Raw genomic sequence first — 18,586 nt, 5'->3', positions numbered from 1 at the left:
CATCCAACCTCTACCTCTAAGGTATAGACTTTATCACAGGGAAGTCCTTCTTCACTTTGGACAGTTTCAGGTTATCCATAAAATCCCACAAAGGGGATTTGCTGATTCGTAAAGCTTTTTTACTTGGGGTATGGTACGGTGGCCAGAAGTGGCTCGGTTCGTAGGTAATTTGTAAGAGGTGTCTGTCTGACAACTGGGTATATAAATTAAAGCGCCAATTTAGATTTCGGCTTCCATCAACAACTTCATACCAGCTTCTCCCCTTAATCTTGTGCTCTTGTATCTCATCCAAACCCCATGCAGTAAAGGAATCGTGATAACCCTTTTCCAGCAATTTATCACAGCTTTCATTATGCATTTTGAAAATAAACTGCTTTAGTTGATTATGGTCAGAAACATTAAAAAGCCTAGATTGAGTTGACTCCCCTACCTGAATTACCCGGAAATCAAAGGAAGCAGCTCCAACAATCATAAAATCAGCCAACCCCACTTTCACACTACAGATCGTTGAGAGCGGGTATAGGCAAAACGAGATATAAGAAAACTCCCTCCCCCACTGAGACTTCATTTTATCGCGCCTGGAATAACTATGGCTCTCATCGATAAGGGTAGCAACTGGCGCATACTTGCTGTTGTCAAAGACTTTTTGCCGTCTCTGCCCGAAAAATGAAAGGCTCCAGTCTCCCAAAAAATATTGAAATGATGATGCCCTACGAAATGGAAGCCAATATATGCCTTTAACTTGTTCGATAAGGGGATAACATAAGTCTAAAGGATTCATGTCGGCCACAATTATCTCCCACCACTGTTAGTTTTATTTCTATATTCTCGACTACATGACAGTACTTGCTCGTAGAACTAAGATTTTTAATAATCCAGATCTTTCAACCCTTTACCTCTGAAATGGTCTGTTCTTCTCTCTAAGGCACCAGTAGCAATGCTTGCAAATCCTGCCGCCTCTTTACACCTTTTTGAAATAGAGTGAAACCCCAAGCGCACCACCATGATCCGTGAAATCCAGATAGCAATTTGACATAGCCTCCCTTTGAACCAGAGAAAGTAACCTATTTAAATCATAGTTATTCATCTGCATTCTTGGAGCCATAAAAGGATCGCCTTTAAGAAGGTTAAGGATATTCCCTGAAAAAGGCACAGTACTGCTCAAAAATGAAGTCAACCTTTTCAGTTTTGAAGTTTTGGTGTATGAAAAATGGGCAACGCAAACCCCACCCGATTCTAACTTATCAAGCAGAAGACGAAACAGTCTTTGCCCTTTTTTAACAGGAATATGTTGAAACACTATAAAGGAGTGTATGAAGTTGAATTTCCCTTGAGCAAGAGAAAGCTTCTCATCAGCTTTCACAAATTCAATATTCTTTAAGCCTTGCTCATGACTATTTTTTCTAGCCTCCATAAGCATCGAATCAGATATATCAACACCTGTAACATCTTCAGCAATATACGCTAAAGGGATCGCTACTCTTCCAACTCCACAGCCAAAATCAAGCGCCCTTTTGACGACAAAGCCATCATCTACATGCCGTTTCACTTTTGTCAGTATATTGTGAACATGGCTTTGTCCCGTTTTAAAGAAATCTTGCTTTGCGCTATCTGTTAAGTTTTCCTTCCTAAATTTTTCTTCGGTTAGAACACCGTAATAAGCATCTTCTTTGCCAAACTTTTCCCACTCTTTGTCAGAGTCAGCAATAAACATCGACATTCTCCCGCTACTACCTCACTCACTCCAAATCTAAGGCCATTTGAAATAAGCAATTCCATTTCACCACGAATACGAGACGATTGTATCAAGAAATGTCTTTCCAAAACGAATATTTATAGGGTACCGGTGTACCACTTCCATCCTCAAGGAACTCAAAGCATATTGACGTCTTTGGTAAGTCAGCTTCATTCAGGTTAAGTATTTCTTACAGAGACCCCAATCCTGTTTAGCTGCAACTTGATTCCACAATATATGGTTGATAGATAAGTATAAGCAACCCACCAAGGCACTGCATTTTGCCAACTGAACTATCAGAAATAATGAGCTTTTACTAAACGAATAGAGTTGCCTTCTCGATATAATTCAATGCGTTGAGCCCCTGCAACTTTAATTAGGGGCTATAAGTTTGAGACGGTTATCACATAAAAGGATATTTGTTTTTGAAATGTAGTAAAAAGGCTATTGTTAGCTATTCACCGCATCATCCATATACTTCACTGCCTCTCCTATAGAAATAGTGAACACGCCAGCATTGCCATTAATATATTCACGTTTCCATGAATTGTAGCCGTCCTCATAATCAGGTATCTCACACTCCCCCATTAGTTCAGATATGCTTGCCCCTAGTGCCTCAATTGAAAACGGCATATGAGTAATTTCCTCAATGACCTCTCCACTATTAGGGTTATAAATTTTAATGCCTGAAATCTGAGCATGTACCACCATTGAATCGTCCTTAGACTCTTCAATTTTTAATATGATAACCCGCGAATTCTCCTCGCCCTCTCGATTATCATATTTCCACACTTGACCTTCTTTAACTTTTAAATCCATTCCGACTCTTCACTTTAAATTATCTGCTAATAACATTTATGCAATATCGGTGGCCCCATAGAAGTAATAATCTATGAACGTCCATATCAGGCTTCTATACTGCACTCTATCTAGCTTGGAAGTGAGGCTAAATCATGTATGGATAGCTACTCACCTTGCCTGGGATTAGCATTTTGACTCCAAACACTATTCGGCTTCTTGATTTAAATCATTGCTAATGCTTCATTACTTCAGCGAATAATTTAAAACGATCACATGTTGGCGGAGCTGGAACTAAAGAGGTTCACTTTGTATCTTGAGACTGGCAGTAGCACCCTATTCAGGGATCTTGTGACTTATGGGGGGCCAGAAAGTAAAAAGCCAGGCCCATTAACCTGGCCTGGCTTTATTTACTTTATAGTTAAAGCTCTGTTAAAGCGCTTCGGCCGCTTCTACTCTCTCACTTTTTTCTGACGAGATGTCTTGTTTAGCCAGCTCCACTTCCTGCTTTTGCACTCTCTTGCCAAACAACCGCTGCACCACAACAAAGAACAGTGGGATAAAGAAGATTCCCAGTAGAGTTCCAACAATCATGCCGCCGAACACACCGGTACCGATTGCCCTTTGGGCACCTGAGCCAGCTCCGGTTGCTATGGCTAAGGGCAACACCCCCAAACCAAAAGCGAGAGATGTCATTAAGATCGGGCGTAACCTGTCCCGTACAGCTCGCATCGTGGCATCCACCAACTCCATACCGTCTTCCAGGTTCTGTTTGGCAAACTCCACAATCAGGATGGCATTTTTACTGGTTAGCCCCACTGTAGTCAGCATCGCCACTTGGAAGTAAATGTCGCGCTCCATGCCCCTTAGGCTATTGGCCAGTACCGCACCCAGGATTCCCAAAGGAGCCATCAATAGTACTGCTGTCGGCACTGTCCAGCTTTCATAGAGAGCAGCCAAACACAAGAACACAATCAAAAGGGACAAGGTATACAGCAATGGGGTTTGTGCTCCAGCAGAGCGCTCTTGATATGAAAGACCACTCCACTCCATACCAATACCAGCGGGTAGCTGCGCCACTAGACGCTCAACCTCTTCCATTGCCTCACCAGAGCTGACTCCGGGTGCAGCCTGCCCATTAACCTGCATTGAGGGAACGCCGTTATAGCGCTCCAAGCGGGGGGAACCGTACTCCCAGCCAAAACTGGCAAAGGATGATAGCGGTACCATATCGCCCTTATCGTTACGCACTGACCATAACTGGAAGTCTTCCGGGACCATCCTAAAGGGAGCATCAGCCTGCATATACACTCGTTTTACCCGCCCGCGATCGATAAAGTCATCAATATATGAACCGCCCCATGCTGTACTCAAGGCGCTGTTAATATCGTCGATAGACAACCCAAGCGCAGCGGCTTTTGCATTATCAATTTGTACTCGGAATTGTGGTGTATCCTCTTGGCCATTGGGGCGAACATTAGCTAAAAGTTCACTCTGCCCGGCCATTCCCAGAAACTGGTTCCTGGCTGCAGTTAAAGCCTCATGACCCAAACTGCCATTATCCTGAAGATAGAAGTTGAAACCACCAGAAGAACCCAGCTCGGGAAGTGGCGGAGGTGCAAAAGCGAAAGCCATCGCATCTTTAATTTGCATCAAGGCACCCATCGCCCGCATGGCGACAGACCCAGCGCTCTGAGACTCTTCTTCGCGCTGGGACCAATCTTCCAAATTTACAAAAGCAATACCGGTATTTTGCCCGCTACCGGCAAAGCTGAACCCTTGTACCGAGAATACTGATTTCACGATACCCTGCTCATTGTTCAGGAACTGGTCCTCTACTTTTCGGATAGAGTTCATAGTGCGCTCCTGGGTTGCCCCCACTGGCGCCTGCACCATGGAGAACAGCACACCCTGATCCTCATCCGGCAGGAACGAGCTGGGCAACCGTAGGAATAGGAAGGCCATGACTGCGGAAAGCGCAACAAACAACAGCATAAAGCGACCGCTGCGCTTCAAAATACCTTGCACTCCACCTTGATAGCGCTTGCTACCTCGATCAAAGTTGCGATTGAACCAGCCAAAAAAGCCCTTCTCCCCATGCCCCTCCCCTTTGGATATTGGTTTCAGCAAGGTCGCACAAAGCGCTGGTGTCAGGATAATCGCCACCAACACTGACAACGCCATAGCGGCAACAATCGTGGCGGAGAACTGACGGTAGATCACGCCGGTGGCGCCATCCATAAATGCCATAGGCACAAACACTGCCGACAAAACTACGCCAATGCCAATCAGTGCCGCAGTAATCTGGTGCATCGACTTCTTAGTGGCTTCTTTAGGGGAGAGCCCTTCCTCCCGCATCACCCGCTCGACATTTTCCACCACCACAATGGCATCATCCACAAGCAGGCCAATTGCAAGCACCATGGCAAACATCGTGAGCATATTGACTGAGAATCCCAGCGAAGCAAGCACGGCAAAAGTACCCATTAGCACCACTGGTACCGCAATCGTCGGAATCAACGTGGCACGGAAGTTCTGAAGAAACAGATACATCACCAGAAACACCAGGACGATCGCTTCAATCAAGGTAGAGATAACACCCTTAATAGATGCCTCAACAAACGGTGTCGTATCGAATGGTACTACCGAAGTCAGGCCTCGGGGAAAGTAAGCCTCCAGCTCCTTCAACTTGGCTTTCACCCCATCAGCAGTTTCCAGGGCATTGGCCCCAGTCGCCAAGTTAATAGCGATGCCGGTTGCAGGCTGGCGATTGTAACGGGAAATAAACTCATAATTCTCCGCACCTAGCTCAACTCGAGCAATATCTCCCAGGCGCAAGAGCGAGCCATCGTCATTGGCTCTGACGATAATATCCCGGAACTCCTCAGGGGTTTGCAAACGTTCCTGGGAAGTAATTGCCGCATTTAGCTGTTGCCCTGGAATAGAGGGGGCAGCACCGAGGCTTCCGACCGTAACTTGTGCATTTTGGGCCCGCACTGCGTCGGTAACATCACCAGGGGTAAGTTCATAGGTAGTGAGCTTATTGGGATCGAGCCAGATCCGCATCGCGTACTTGGAACCAAATACCTGCACATTGCCCACGCCTGGTACCCGGCTGATCGGGTCAACAATGGCCGAATTGATATAGTCAGCAATATCATTGCGGTTCATACTGCCGTCTTCAGACACAAAGCCGGCAACCATTAGGAAGCCACCTCGAGACTTACTAACATTTACTCCTTGTACCTGGACCTCCTGTGGCAGCAGCGGCATCGCCAGTTGCACTTTGTTTTGCACTTGGACCTGGGCCGTATCCGGGTCAGTTCCATTCTCGAAAGTTAAAGAGATTGAAACGCCACCGTTGGATTGACTGGTGGCGGACATATAAAGGAGACCATCGAGGCCCTTCATGTTGCGTTCAAGGATTTGAGTAACCGAATCCTCAACCACCTTGGCGGAAGCGCCCGGGTAATTTGCCTCAATATTGATCGACGGTGGCGCGATATTTGGATAGCGCTCAACTGCCAGCTCGCCGATAGACAACACACCTGCCAGTATCGTGATAATTGCCAGCACCCAGGCAAAGATGGGCCGATTGATAAAAAAACTTGCCATAACCCCTACCCTTAAGACCCCTGCTGTGCGGGCGCTTTGCCAGCCTGTTGATCGCCTTCAGCCGCCGGCAGCTGCTCATTTTCGCGCTCGCTGGCCTGTACCGGGGCTCCCGGGCGAATTTTCTGCAGCCCGGCAACTACGACCCGGTCCCCGGCCTCGAGCCCATCTTCCACTAGCCAGCGATTGCCAATCGTACGACTAACCCGCACAGATCGCTGGGCAACCATATTTTCCTCATTAACAACCATGGCTGAGGTGTTGCCCTTAGGGTCCCGCGCGATTCCCTGTTGAGGTACCAAAATTGCGTCTTCACGGACACCACTACCGACAATTGCGCGCACATACATACCCGGCAACAGCATGGTATCCGGGTTTGGAACAACTACTCGCAACAACACACTGCCCGTTGAGGGGTCGACACTAGCTTCGGCAAACTCTAGCTTGCCCTGGTGTTCAAATTTGCTGCCATCTTCTAATAGGATTGTCACAGGTAGATGAGTGGCGTCGGCCAATGTGCCCGCTTGAAGCGCTCGGCGGAGGCTAACAAGTTCAGCTGCCGACTGGGTAACCTCAACATAGATCGGATCTAGTTGCTGCACAGTAGCCAAAGTTCCGGCCTGATTGGCCGTTACCAGAGCGCCTTGAGTAACTGTAGATTTGCCAATTCGGCCTGTAATCGGAGAGGTGACCCGCGCATATTCCAACTGGATTTCCGCCCTGTGCAGCTCCGCCTGAGCTGCGGCTACATCGGCTCGGGCCTCCTGAAGATCGGCTTCCGCAGCATCATTTTCCTGCGTGCTGACAGCACCATTCCCCACCAGGTTCGCGGTGCGCTCGGCTTTGAGGCGAGCAATGTTCATAGCCGCCTTTGCGCCTTGCAAACTTGCTCTGGAACTATCGACGTCAGCACGATAAAGAGCGTCATCTAGCTGGTAAAGCGGCTGATTTGCACTAACTTGGCCGCCTTCACGGAACAATTGGCGTTTTATGATGCCATTAACCTGCGGGCGAACCTCGGCCACTTTAAAGGGTGAAGTCCGGCCCGGCAGCTCCCTGGTAAGAGTGACGGATTCCGACTGAAGTGTGACTACGGTCACTTGGGGGGCCATTCCCGGTGGAGCCGAAGCTTCCTCGTTACATCCCGCCAACAATGCGGAAGCGACCAAAAGGCTGGTGAGAGCTCGGGCTTTTAACATGGTTACCTCTAAAAATGACTGCGCAGACAAAATACTGGCAGTTAGCGGAATTTTTAAGTGACAAGGAAATCTGAGTAAAGTAGCGTGGCATTTTATGAGTACGTAGGAAACAGGATCAACTGTTCATAATCGTGCAATTTTCATCTAACATGCACTTTCACCCAGTATATTCAGGGGTTTGCACATAAAATCCCTTTGCACACTTGCGGTTAAATGCTGCAAAAATGAGCCAGAGTGAAACTAATAATTGATTAAAGAAGCCGCTGTTCCCTATGACCAAACGCAGAAATGAGCAAATTTTAACCACTCGTGAGCGTATATTAAACGCCGCGCTCAATGTGTTTCATGAATATGGAGTGTGTCGCCCTTCCCTTTCCGAGGTCGCAAAGCTGGCTGGAGTTAGTTGCGGTGCTGTTACCGACCACTTTCACAGCAAAACCGGTTTGCTACTCGCTCTGACAGAACGCATGGTACTACCCGGCGAACAACTTTGTCATAACGCCGGCGAGCAACTCAACGCCAATCCCCTCGGTACACTGCGAACCCGCTGGGTGTGGCTGTTTCAGGAAATTGCTTGTAACCCAGAGTGGCAGCAAGTACTTGAGATTATCTTCCATCCCTGCGAAGAAAAGGTTACCGAGAACAATGAAGCCCACTTGCGTATGAAGCAAGGGCGCACCCGCGGGCTTGAGCGAATGGCACAACTAATTGCCCTCGCAGTATCCGAGCGCCAACTGCCCGAAGATCTTGATACAGACCTCGCGATGCAGATGTTACACGGTGGCCTGTTCGGTGTGATTGAAACTTGGCTCTTATCCTCAAGAATTGAAGATATCGGCGAACTCGGTGAACGCTATATCGACTCTCTAATCGATATGATCCGCTTCTCCCCCACCATGCGCTTAAGTTCACGGTTGGTCCACACCCTGCACTAACGCACCTTATCAATGTCGGTGGGGCATACTCCCTTACAGTGCTCGCCTCACCATAGATACCTTTTCTCTTTCACTGTTTATAGGAAAGCCCCCACTCGTTATCTTGACCCTTAAATCATTGGTTACAGCGAAGTCAAAGCGCTCTTATCTAACAAAAACACTTAACTATTACCCATTAAACCAATTTTGTTGAATCAGAAGGCAAGTACTCAACAGGAAAACAAGCATGTTCTCCCTCACCAATAGCCATAAAGAAGACCATGGCACTGTCTTTATCCAACTTCAGCAGACTCTCAAACTCTTCATCGTAAAAAGCGCCCGCTATAAATACGTCTTGCTTAAGAGAGTGTGCATAGAGAAATATATTCTCAGATAGATGGCCGGCTTCAAGGTAAGCCATCCGATAGATACGGGAATGACGATACTTGGACCAGAACCGATTAAATTTGCAGACAAAGCAAATATTAACTGCGGCACCCTCGGCATAGGGCTGACCGACCAGCAAGCGGCGGATCTTATCATGGCTAACAGGACCTCCGACTTTGGTCAATCCATGATCAATTGGATTGTAAAGGTAAATACCAGGATCAATCCCCTGTACCGAATGCACTATCAGGTAAATATCTGTAGCTTGTAAGGCGCCGCCAGCAGGGCTGCTGCGAAAATATCCAAAATAATTTATTTTGTCTGAGTGGGCCTTATAAAACTTTTCAACAAACGGAGAAGTACGAAATTTTACACAATGAAAAAGTATTTTTTCCAAAAGCTCACGTTTTAAAGTGGTACCCGGTACAAATTTTCGTGAAGAAAACCGGGTCCCAAACACAGACTCCAACTGATTGGTGGTAGGAAAGCTATTCAGTGGAATATCCACTTCTGGATAATTGTACTTGCCTTTAGCCTTTTCCGGCACCTGTTTACAGTAGTCAACATACTGTCCTACCCAAGATACCCTGGGATCTTCACTAGCCCCTTCTTTGCCCTCAGTCGAGGGCGGTAACGAAAGCTTGGTGCCATAATGGTAAAACCAGGATAGTACATCCCAACCCCATTGTTTCCGAGCTAAATCACCACTGATGAAGGCTCCATTACTTTGAAGGAAATCTGCTGCCTTAGTTTCTCCTGTCTGCACATCGGAATAAAATTTATCCAGAATATTTATGAGGGTTTCTTTATCCAAAGCCCACTGATCGTGATGAACAACATCCCACAAGATGACTTCATTTTCACTGAAATAGAGAAAGAAATTATCTAATAAAGCAACGCCTTTCATCATCGCTTAACCATCATATTTACTAGAAGTGGTAAAAAAACTAGAAAGGCAGAATCGCTAAATTCTTGATTTGTCTGTATTAGCCTTAAGTGAGAGGTCCCTCATTTTCAAGGGCCATCTCACTTTTTGTGAAAAACTACCTTCTATTAACAGGTAGTGTAGACTGTGACACAAACTCCCAGAGCATAGGGTGTTGCGTCTTCTATATATACTTTAAACATGACAAATCCCTCCATTCAAACTACTTTAAATTACTCCTCCACTTGAGTACTAGTATAAAATGCACACATTTCCTAGATCGAATTGATATATGAGAGCTAATAAAATACTCAATTGCGCCTAAACTGAGTACGCTGATATGAAATTAAAAATTTTCAGAAAGGTGCGGACACATCCCTGTGTCCGCGTGACTGGGTAGCAATGAGGTTAGAAACTATATGTCAGCCCCATATAAGCTCGTCGGCCTGAATATGAGGAGCCCCAGACCCTGTTTTCCTCACCCCAATATCTATCCACCTTCTCTTCGGTAAGGTTGATTATTGAGGCGGTCAACGTCAGGTTATCCATCAAGCGATAAGATGCATTAACATCCAACTGATCGTATTCATCAGTGAAAGTGTTCATGCCATTGTGGAATCCGTCTGCATAGTCACTGCGATAATTGTAAGAAGCGCGAATGCTAAAGTCGATATTTTCATAGTAAAGGGATAGGTTGTACTGGTCCTTTGAAGTGCCGGCAATTTCTGTTTTGGTTTTGATACCTTCAGAGTCAATCTCAGCTAGCTCCGTATCTGTGAAGGTATAGTTTGCATAGACTCCAAAGCCATTATCAAAGGCATACTGAACAAACAGTTCTACACCTTGTGCGGTAGCATCAGTGCCATTGACCGGCATAGACATAGACACTGCCCGGGTAACACCATCGATATCCCTTGTCACCATAGAACTGCCGTTGATTACAAACGAAGCAATATCTTTTCTGAACAAGGTCAGTCCTGCAGCAGAGGCATCATCGAAATACCACTCCAGCCCCAAATCAAACTGATCAGCTTTATAAGGCTCCAATTCAGAGTTGCCTGCATACCCTTGACTGACTGTTGAGCCGGGCAAAGGAGCGTGGATCACTTCAGAACCACCGAGATTATCGTATTCCACTCTCGCTACGACTCTAGCGAGAGCTGCGCGCATAACCAGTTCATCGGAGATATCCCAAGCGATATTAGCACTAGGTAAAATATCAGTATTGCTGCTGTCACGAATATTGGGTTCGTCCTGTAACACCCCATCAATATTGTCGTAGGTGCTCGCATACTGCTTGGTCTGGACTGCTCGAATACCAAAGTTTCCGCGCAGGACTGCCGAGGCAAAATTCTGCTGTACATAAGCAGCCGTAATTTCCTCACCAACCCGGTAAACCTGATTTTTCTCGACGATTACCGTAGGGTCACCATAGGTTGCGTATAGAAACTCTTTTAACTTATCAAACTCCAGATAAGCGAAATTTGGCACATTCACACCGCCGATAATATTATCGAGAGGGCCGTTTGAAAGGATATCGATCGTGTCGGGCACGCCATCGGGGTCAGTGTGGAATGAATCGCTTGGCCACCAGGGGTAACAAGCTCCATCAACATCACCCCAGTTAATCGTAGGACAAGGGGGATTATCATCATCCCAGGATTGTTTGGTGATGCGGCGGTTTATCTCGTGGTCCCGATACTTAACCCCAACATCCAGGGAGGTAAGCCAGGCATAATCCATATCGATGGAAACGTCCAGCTGGTAGTAACTCTCCTCGTCCTCGCTGCTGGTCCAATGGGATGAGAACCAGTCATATAAAGGATAAGTATTGGGATCTCCCAGATCTGCACTGGTATCAATTTCGGCAGTACCACTGCTGAGATCCCAGCTCCAATCAGTTGCAGTGCCATAACGGGAATTGACTGATGCAAACAATTTCTCAGAGGGGCCGCCCTCTGCACTGGTATTACCGACTACCAACCGAGCACTATACCCATCTCCCTCGTAACTGATATTGAAATCCAGCGTGTCCGAAACATATTCCGCTCGTGTGTAGTCACCAGCTACCTGTGGAGACTGTAGCTCTGCCTGGCTCCGATCGAGCATACCAATACCGAGAAGAGTATCACCATCTTCATCAAACTTGAGACTGCCCGGCGCTATTGCATCCCCGTAGTTCCACTCAGGAAATACGATACGATAATTCTCTGAGTTGCCGCCTAGCTCAAAGCGGAAATAATTGACACCAAATTCCAGCTGTTCTACCGGACGCCATTGGGCACTTAGCTGCATGCCATCCCGGGTCCGTTCCTCTTCCAATACACTACCGACAACGGCTCGCGGCGCATAGAAATCCCGGTATTCATTACCGTCAATATCTATCATCGGCCCCCTGGCCTCTACGCCAGCCTGGGGGGACTCATCTCCCTGCCAACCCCAGTTTTCTACCGAGGTGCTAATTACCCGGTTCTGACGATCCTGCTTTGAGTATCCAAACAATACGCCAAAGTTTTCCTGATCATTTTTCCATGAGTAAAAACCGGTGTACTGAGGTTCGTACTCCTCAGTAACATCAGCATAAGTACTCTCAATGGATAACATGCCCTCCCCGGAATCCAGGTCCAGTGGCTTGCGGGTGTGTAAAATTACAGTACCACCTATCCCACCTTCATCCAGTTTTGCTTCTGGACTTTTGTACACATCCGCTCGGGAGATCATCGCTGAAGGTAACAATGCGTAGGAAAATGATCGGGATGGATCATCGCCGGGAGTGGCTATATAGTTTCCATTTAGCTGGGTAAAAGTGAGCTCAGGTGCAGTTCCTCGGATACTTACCTCGGCACCCTCGCCGCCGCTTCGAACGATGGATACTCCCGGAACCCTCTGCAAAGAGTCTGCAACATTCTTATCGGGGAATTTACCCATATCTTCAGCGGTGATTGAGTCTACTACCGCATTGGAAAAACGCTTTACATCGAGATTTTTCTCCATGCTCCGGCGAATACCCAATACCTCTACTTCCTCTAGCACCAGATTCTCTGTATCAGATTCACTGGTGCTCTGGGCATTTGCCATACCGACAACACTGCACAACACTAGAACACTTACAGACGTCTTCAATAGATCTAGCTGGCGATTTGTATTTAAGGGTATCTCTCTCATTGCTCAAATTTCTCTTTTATTATTTTTTTCTAGCTTTCCGTTCACCCTAAAAGCCCGACATATCATTTGCCGGGCCACCGGAATATGCCCTACTCTTATCGATCCAATTCTGTCTCGATATTTTTATATGTGCGTATAGCGCTAAAGCAAAAAGCGTTTTTAGCTATCCAAGCCAAGTCGCTTGAGAACTTCAGGGGGTGCTCCAGGGAAACTCGCCATTGGTCGGTTACCCACATAACCAATATCCGCCATACCTTCCTCGGTGGTATAGAAAGCGGTGGACACGAGAACTCGAACTTTGGCAAAGAAACGAGCACCAGCCTGGAACTCAGGCTTCGCCGTGCGAGTCCACTTGATATCCTCACAGATGGCTACTTTTTGAGGTTCATTCAGATCGACAAAGGAACCTCCAAATCTGCGCTTGGACTCACCCTCCAGCCAAACAACCCCTCCCCGAATCGTGACAAGATCCGCTTTATTATTGGAATATGGGGCGCTGACATATTCGTTGATGTAGTGATGGGCCCCTACTGAAGAGGCACTCGGAGAAGTTTCATCTGCGGGAATAATAACGTCGCAAAGTGCTGCCAATACCGCTAACTCACCCATTTCAAGCTGCATCTCCCAAGGCACAACGGGATTAAGGAGATCCGGGTCTGTCGGCGTGCCCCTGGCAAGAGTCTGCTTCGGGGCGTCCAGGTTCTTTACTACCGGTTCAGCCGCTGGCACCTCCTCTTTCACTACAACTTTTTGCGCTACTTTCTCAGAACAGCCAATGACTGGAACTGCAGCAGCGGTGGTAGCAATCAAACGCAGGGCGTTGCGCCGACCCAGATTGGTTTTTTCCTCGCTCATATCAGATATTCCTCTTCTTGAACTGGTCCACGATGTAGTCGCAGGTGCGCCAGGCCAGCGCCATAATGGTCAGGGTTGGATTCTTATCAGCATTGGAAACAAAGGGTGCGCCGTCAGTAAGGAAGAGATTCGGTACTTCCCAGGACTGGCAGTAAGGATTGAGCACGGAATCATTCGGATTTGAGCCCATGCGCGCGGTGCCGACTTCGTGAATAATCGCACCGCCGTTGATAATTGCCTTGGCACCGTCGGTTTGCACGGTAGAGGTGACCTTACCGCCCATACCTTCAATGATTTCAGCAAAGGTTTTGTGCATGTGAGCGGCCTGGTTCAATTCCTGGTCACTCCATTTCCAATGGAACTTCAACACCGGGATGCCCCATTGGTCTACCTGGTCCTTATCAATTTCACAGTAGCTGTCCTCGTTGGGAATCATCTCCCCGCGACCGTCAAACCACACAAAGGAGCCGTAGTAACGCCGGCAGGCTTCTTTCAAGTCTTTGCCATAAGCACCACTGGTAAAATCACCCATACCGCCGAAGGCACCTGCGCCCGGCATACTGCGACCACCGCCGAATTCAATGTGGTAGCCACGGGCGAAATCCAGGTCACCACGCAATTGTTCCTTGTACAACCACCAGGGCATATACATGTGCATCGCCGATGCGCCGTCCTCGTTGTGGGCAGGCATACTTTCCAAAGCGGGAATCTGCCCGCCGATACCAGCTCCCACTGTATCCATCAGGTATTTCCCTACCGCACCGCTGCCATTGGCGATACCATCGGGGAATAAAGTGCTTTTAGAATTAAGGAGAATGCGCGAAGTTTCAGCCGCACTGGCTGCAACAACCACAGCGCGGGCACTAGCAAATCTTTCCTGACGGGTATCTTTATCAATATAAATAACCCCGTTTGCCTTACCTTTTTTATCAACGGTAACTTCACGCACCATGGCATCAGTAATGATATCCAGGTTGCCCGTCGCTAATGCCGGTGGCAGTAGTACAGTCGTGGACTGGAAATTCGCCTTAATTGAGCAACCGCGCCCACAGGGCGTGGCCCAAAAACAGGCTGCGCGAGATTTCATTGATTCCCGGGTGACGTCCTGAGCCAATTTATTGTTTGGGAATAATTTCTGCGGAATATTTTCGTGATCCAGACGCTCACTGAGAATAGCCAGGTGAGAGGGAATTACAGGGATCCCCAGCCTATCGCACGCTTTTTTGGCCAGAAGTTCATAGGCACGGGGCTTCGGGGGTGGCAGCAGCACTCCTTCGGAGGAGTCAGGAGTGTTTTCTAATCCCTCGTTAGTGCCATAGACACCAATGAGCATCTCGGTTTTATCGTAGTAGGGAGCGAGATCGTTGTAACTGATCGGCCAATCAAAACCGAGTCCATCCCTTGTGTAGGGTTTAAAATCATACTCACCCATTCGCAGGGAAATCCGTCCCCAATGGTTCGTACGGCCACCCAGCATACGAGCACGCCACCAGTCAAAACGGCGGCCTCTTTCTCTTGAGCCCTGAGTGTAGGGTTCGCCGGGTACCTGCCAACCTCCGTCAACCGTTGCATCATAGAAACCGAACGGCTTTTCCGGTGTACTCCCCCCACGCAAAGGTGCATCTTTTGGGAGGTTAAACATTGGGGTTTCCTTGACTGGGTCATAGGATCTCCCCGCCTCCAGCAATAGAACCTTTAGCCCTGCAGTGGCTAGTACATAGGCAGCCATACCGCCGCCAGCACCAGATCCAACAATCAGTGCGTCATACTCTTTCTTCTCGAAGTCATCATTCGGCATCGCCTCTCTCCTACTTCATCAATTATTTTTGTTTTACTCGTTTAATTTTAATTAACTTATAAGATAAATCTGTAACCGGTTACATTTTTGTCAAAATTTTTTATTTATCCGTTACATCTAATCTCTAACTTATGTTTTATTAACCAACAATATTAATTTTTGTAAACATTTTTAACGAATCTAGAAATTCCTAAATATTTTGATCAAAAAACACAAGTAACCGGTTACATTTTTAACCAAATAATTATTGCTTATTCACTATATAGTTCACCCTGTCACGACAAGCGCAGCAAAAGCTCTTTCGTTGCATTGATTCCCCAGTCTTCATCGCCGGCGCCTTCATACTCAATCCCAATATGCCCCTTGTAACCCGCCTTTTGAATTATCCGCAGCATCCGGGCAAAATCCGTATTGGTCTCATTTCCCTGCTTATCAAATGAAAAGCTCTTTGCACTGATTCCGCGGGCAAAGGGCATCAACTGCTCTACTCCCAAGTAGCGGTCGTAGTCACCAAAGTTTCCAAAGTCTGGCAAGCTTCCACAGTTCGGCATATCCACTGACTGTAATAACTGGGATAACCAAAGTCCGCTTGAGGAATAGCCACCGTGGTTCTCCACCACAATATTGATGTCGAAATCCAAGGCAAACTCTGAGAGAGCTCGCAGCCCATCTCTACAAGCAGAGCTGACCTCCCTGCTACTGCCCTGTCCGCCAGCATTTACCCTGATAGAGTGGCAACCCAAATATTTGGCCGCTTCAACCCACTGGAAATGATTTTCTACCGCTAGTTGTCTTTCGCTAGCATTTGGGTTGCCAAGATCACCTTCTGCATCAACCATAATCAAAAGGCTTTTAACCCCGTGATCTATTGCACGCACTTTCAACTCTGAAAGAAAATTCTGATCCCTGGCCTTATCGGCAAAAAATTGATTGACATACTCTACCGCGTCAATTGCAAATGCCTTTCTTGCCTTAATAGGAAAATCCAATACCTTGAGAGTGCCACTTCGCAATTGCCGGTGCAGGGACCATTGGGCCAGGGAAATTTTCACAGGGCCACCTGGGGTATTGGTAATGATTCGCCCACTATTGCCAAACAAGGGTGCGGCAAAAGCAGCTGCAGCCAAGCCGGTACCAACCTGTAGCAAAGTTCTACGCTTCATTCCCGCTCCCCAGCTTGGAGTAGATTGCCAGACAAGTTACCTGGGGAATCTTCTCTAGTGCCATCCTTATCGCTTTGATGCAATGAGCGGCGGAAACCACTAATCGCTCCTCCAAGGTCTTCTCCCAGACGGCGGATCTTGCCACTACCAAAAAGTAGAACCGCTAACACAAGAACAATAAGTACCTGCCAAATACCCACGCCTGAAATACCCATGATTTACAGCTCCCGAATTCTGATATTGCGGTACCACACTTTGTCGCCGTGGTCTTGTAAAGCAATAAAGCCGCTCTCACTACGGGCAAAATCGGGGTAAGAGGAAAACTTACTGTTGGCAAGACGTGTATCCCAATCTTCAGACCAAAGTTCATAGCTGACAATCATGCTTCCATTCAGCCAATGTTCAACCCGACCATTCTCCACTCGAATACGCGTTTTATTGAATTCTCCTGCCGGCTTTACCTCATCCTCGCTGGGTGCATACAAGTCGAAGACTGATCCCGCGCTGTGGCTCAGTTTTTCCAGTTCGGGAAAAGCACTGTTATCCAGTACCTGGTATTCCATACCTGACATCCAGACTGGTGCATTGCCACCAGCTACCCGATAAATAATGCCGCTGTTTCCGCCTTCAGATATCTTCCACTCCAGTTCCAGCTCAAAATCAGAAAACTTATCTGCAGTGACGATATCCCCCGCTCCACCAGCAGTGAGCACCAGGTTGCCATCAACGACCTGCCAGGCCTCTCCTACATGGGAGCCATTGGCACCGGTCCAACCCTGCAACGTTTTACCGTCGAATAAATGCCTCCAGTCCTTATCCGCTTGTATACCGGACTTTTCCGGCATCCGTTCACAACCCCCCAATGTGACTAGCAGTGCTGCAGAAGCCAGTAAAGACGTGCAAAATTTTGTCTCAGTGAATTTTTTCATCATTGTTATCTCCACATGAATTGGTGTTTATCTAATCAGTTTGCCGCGATGGTTTTACATCCGCACTTTATTAATCCTGATAGCGAGCCGTACTTCCCCTTGCCACTAAATCAAAGGGCAAAATAGTTCGGCTCGCTTTTAACGGTTTTCCATCAATAATGCGGCGCAAGGTTTCCATCGCATATCTGCCCAGCTTCTCTGCGGGCTGGTCAATTGTTGTCAGGGGCGGGTCCGTAAATTGCGAAAACTCAATATTATCGAAGCCCGCCACCGACACATCCGCAGGCACATGCAAACCCATTTCCTTCGCTTGATGAACAGCACCAATAGCCATTTCATCATTCATACAAAAAATGGCGGTAGGCGCACTGGCTAAAGAGAGCAGTTTTTTTGCACCCTCCGCACCAGACGGCATAGTGAATTCTCCGTTTACAACCAGGTCAGAATTCAATTCAAGACCGTGCCGTTGCATCTCCTCCTCAAAACCGGCCAGGCGATCACGCACAATCGGACTGTTAAGCGGGCCGGTCACTATGCCGATCCGGCGGTGACCCAGCTCAATCAAATGGCGAGCCATGGCTTGCGCCGCGCCGGAATTATCCAGTTCAACAACCGGATAGCGGTCGTCTTCAGCAATGCGCTCACACGCATTTACCATTGGAATCGACGCGGCTAAAGCTGCATCTTTCTCTGCAAATGGATAGCGGCTATCCAGTTGAATAAGGCCATCTGCCTGATTCGTCAGTGCCATTCCCGCATAGAACTGCTCATGAGCTGGTTCGCCCTTGGTATCTCCCAGTAAAACGGAGTAACCCTGGTCTTGAGCTGCCTTTTCTATCCCTCGGATAACTTTGGAAAAAAAAGGATTGGCAATATTTGGGACCAGAACCATCACTGCAAATGACTTACCGGAACTAAAGTTTCTCGCCAACATATTGGGCCGATAACCGGCCTCTTCCACCGCCTTCAGCACACGTTCCCTGGTCCGCGGAGAAACCATTTGCGGGTCTTTCAGGGCTCTGGACACGGTCGCGACGGAAACACCGGAGCGACGTGCAACTTCGCGAATGTTTGACATACTTTTCCGTTACTTTGTTGTTAGTAGT

Annotated in this window: 14 protein-coding genes; 1 reads left to right on the top strand and 13 read right to left on the bottom strand. The window is 47.6% G+C overall.

The window, feature by feature from the left end:
* Window positions 1-16: 16 nt before the first annotated feature.
* The 5 genes from ACG1BZ_RS11410 to ACG1BZ_RS11390 all read right to left on the bottom strand — a co-directional run bounded on the left by ACG1BZ_RS11410 (window position 17) and on the right by ACG1BZ_RS11390 (window position 7,344).
* The gene (locus ACG1BZ_RS11410) at window positions 17-790 is read right to left on the bottom strand and encodes a hypothetical protein (protein ID WP_413665745.1); all 774 of its coding nucleotides are present in this window, start codon (window positions 788-790) and stop codon (window positions 17-19) included.
* Between the two features lie 171 nt (window positions 791-961).
* Window positions 962-1,714: a class I SAM-dependent methyltransferase gene (locus ACG1BZ_RS11405; protein ID WP_413665744.1), complete on the bottom strand. Its 753-nt coding sequence runs from the start codon at window positions 1,712-1,714 to the stop codon at window positions 962-964.
* Between the two features lie 471 nt (window positions 1,715-2,185).
* Entirely contained in the window at window positions 2,186-2,554 is a 369-nt protein-coding gene (locus tag ACG1BZ_RS11400; protein ID WP_413665743.1) for a hypothetical protein, read from the bottom strand.
* A gap of 411 nt (window positions 2,555-2,965) precedes the next feature.
* Window positions 2,966-6,148 (bottom strand): efflux RND transporter permease subunit, encoded by a 3,183-nt coding sequence (locus ACG1BZ_RS11395; RefSeq protein WP_413665742.1) that lies wholly within the window; start codon window positions 6,146-6,148, stop codon window positions 2,966-2,968.
* 11 nt (window positions 6,149-6,159) lie between these two features.
* Window positions 6,160-7,344: an efflux RND transporter periplasmic adaptor subunit gene (locus tag ACG1BZ_RS11390; RefSeq protein WP_413665741.1), complete on the bottom strand. Its 1,185-nt coding sequence runs from the start codon at window positions 7,342-7,344 to the stop codon at window positions 6,160-6,162.
* 272 nt (window positions 7,345-7,616) lie between these two features.
* Here ACG1BZ_RS11390 and ACG1BZ_RS11385 point away from each other — a divergent pair, with 272 nt between their 5' ends.
* Entirely contained in the window at window positions 7,617-8,279 is a 663-nt protein-coding gene (locus tag ACG1BZ_RS11385; protein ID WP_413665740.1) for a TetR family transcriptional regulator, read from the top strand.
* 175 nt (window positions 8,280-8,454) lie between these two features.
* Here ACG1BZ_RS11385 and ACG1BZ_RS11380 read toward each other — a convergent pair whose 3' ends face one another.
* The 8 genes from ACG1BZ_RS11380 to ACG1BZ_RS11345 form a co-directional block, all read right to left on the bottom strand.
* Entirely contained in the window at window positions 8,455-9,555 is a 1,101-nt protein-coding gene (locus ACG1BZ_RS11380) for a SagB/ThcOx family dehydrogenase (protein ID WP_413665739.1), read from the bottom strand.
* Between the two features lie 423 nt (window positions 9,556-9,978).
* The gene (locus tag ACG1BZ_RS11375; RefSeq protein ID WP_413665738.1) at window positions 9,979-12,735 is read right to left on the bottom strand and encodes a TonB-dependent receptor; all 2,757 of its coding nucleotides are present in this window, start codon (window positions 12,733-12,735) and stop codon (window positions 9,979-9,981) included.
* 159 nt (window positions 12,736-12,894) lie between these two features.
* Window positions 12,895-13,590, bottom strand: a complete 696-nt coding sequence (locus tag ACG1BZ_RS11370) for a gluconate 2-dehydrogenase subunit 3 family protein (protein WP_413665737.1) — start codon at window positions 13,588-13,590, stop codon at window positions 12,895-12,897.
* A 1-nt stretch (window position 13,591) separates the two neighbouring features.
* A complete protein-coding gene (locus tag ACG1BZ_RS11365) occupies window positions 13,592-15,388 on the bottom strand; it encodes a GMC oxidoreductase (protein WP_413665736.1) in 1,797 nt (598 codons plus the stop codon).
* A 275-nt stretch (window positions 15,389-15,663) separates the two neighbouring features.
* Window positions 15,664-16,551 carry a sugar phosphate isomerase/epimerase family protein gene (locus ACG1BZ_RS11360; RefSeq protein ID WP_413665735.1) on the bottom strand — a complete coding sequence of 296 codons (888 nt, stop codon included), beginning with the start codon at window positions 16,549-16,551 and terminating at the stop codon, window positions 15,664-15,666.
* Window positions 16,548-16,766, bottom strand: a complete 219-nt coding sequence (locus tag ACG1BZ_RS11355) for a twin-arginine translocase TatA/TatE family subunit (protein ID WP_108733294.1) — start codon at window positions 16,764-16,766, stop codon at window positions 16,548-16,550. The genes ACG1BZ_RS11360 and ACG1BZ_RS11355 overlap by 4 nt, the downstream gene beginning before the upstream one ends.
* Before the next feature lie 3 nt (window positions 16,767-16,769).
* On the bottom strand, window positions 16,770-17,483 hold the full coding sequence (locus ACG1BZ_RS11350) for a DUF1080 domain-containing protein (protein WP_413665734.1): 714 nt from the start codon (window positions 17,481-17,483) through the stop codon (window positions 16,770-16,772).
* 67 nt (window positions 17,484-17,550) lie between these two features.
* Entirely contained in the window at window positions 17,551-18,558 is a 1,008-nt protein-coding gene (locus ACG1BZ_RS11345) for a LacI family DNA-binding transcriptional regulator (RefSeq protein WP_413665733.1), read from the bottom strand.
* Window positions 18,559-18,586 lie beyond the last annotated feature (28 nt).

It is taken from the genome of Microbulbifer sp. CNSA002 (assembly GCF_047324085.1).
Classification (GTDB): Bacteria; Pseudomonadota; Gammaproteobacteria; order Pseudomonadales; family Cellvibrionaceae; genus Microbulbifer.
Note: the sequence above shows the minus strand (reverse complement) of the source record. Positions and strands in the feature narration are given on the sequence as shown.

Coding starts and splice junctions, on each gene's coding strand:
- ACG1BZ_RS11370 (WP_413665737.1), bottom strand. CDS start 13,590: ATGAGCGAGGAAAAAACCAATCTGGGTCGGCGCAACGCCCTGCGTTTG.
- ACG1BZ_RS11385 (WP_413665740.1), top strand. CDS start 7,617: ATGACCAAACGCAGAAATGAGCAAATTTTAACCACTCGTGAGCGTATA.
- ACG1BZ_RS11360 (WP_413665735.1), bottom strand. CDS start 16,551: ATGAAGCGTAGAACTTTGCTACAGGTTGGTACCGGCTTGGCTGCAGCT.
- ACG1BZ_RS11390 (WP_413665741.1), bottom strand. CDS start 7,344: ATGTTAAAAGCCCGAGCTCTCACCAGCCTTTTGGTCGCTTCCGCATTG.
- ACG1BZ_RS11405 (WP_413665744.1), bottom strand. CDS start 1,714: ATGTTTATTGCTGACTCTGACAAAGAGTGGGAAAAGTTTGGCAAAGAA.
- ACG1BZ_RS11355 (WP_108733294.1), bottom strand. CDS start 16,766: ATGGGTATTTCAGGCGTGGGTATTTGGCAGGTACTTATTGTTCTTGTG.
- ACG1BZ_RS11400 (WP_413665743.1), bottom strand. CDS start 2,554: ATGGATTTAAAAGTTAAAGAAGGTCAAGTGTGGAAATATGATAATCGA.
- ACG1BZ_RS11375 (WP_413665738.1), bottom strand. CDS start 12,735: ATGAGAGAGATACCCTTAAATACAAATCGCCAGCTAGATCTATTGAAG.
- ACG1BZ_RS11345 (WP_413665733.1), bottom strand. CDS start 18,558: ATGTCAAACATTCGCGAAGTTGCACGTCGCTCCGGTGTTTCCGTCGCG.
- ACG1BZ_RS11365 (WP_413665736.1), bottom strand. CDS start 15,388: ATGCCGAATGATGACTTCGAGAAGAAAGAGTATGACGCACTGATTGTT.
- ACG1BZ_RS11395 (WP_413665742.1), bottom strand. CDS start 6,148: ATGGCAAGTTTTTTTATCAATCGGCCCATCTTTGCCTGGGTGCTGGCA.
- ACG1BZ_RS11380 (WP_413665739.1), bottom strand. CDS start 9,555: ATGATGAAAGGCGTTGCTTTATTAGATAATTTCTTTCTCTATTTCAGT.
- ACG1BZ_RS11350 (WP_413665734.1), bottom strand. CDS start 17,483: ATGATGAAAAAATTCACTGAGACAAAATTTTGCACGTCTTTACTGGCT.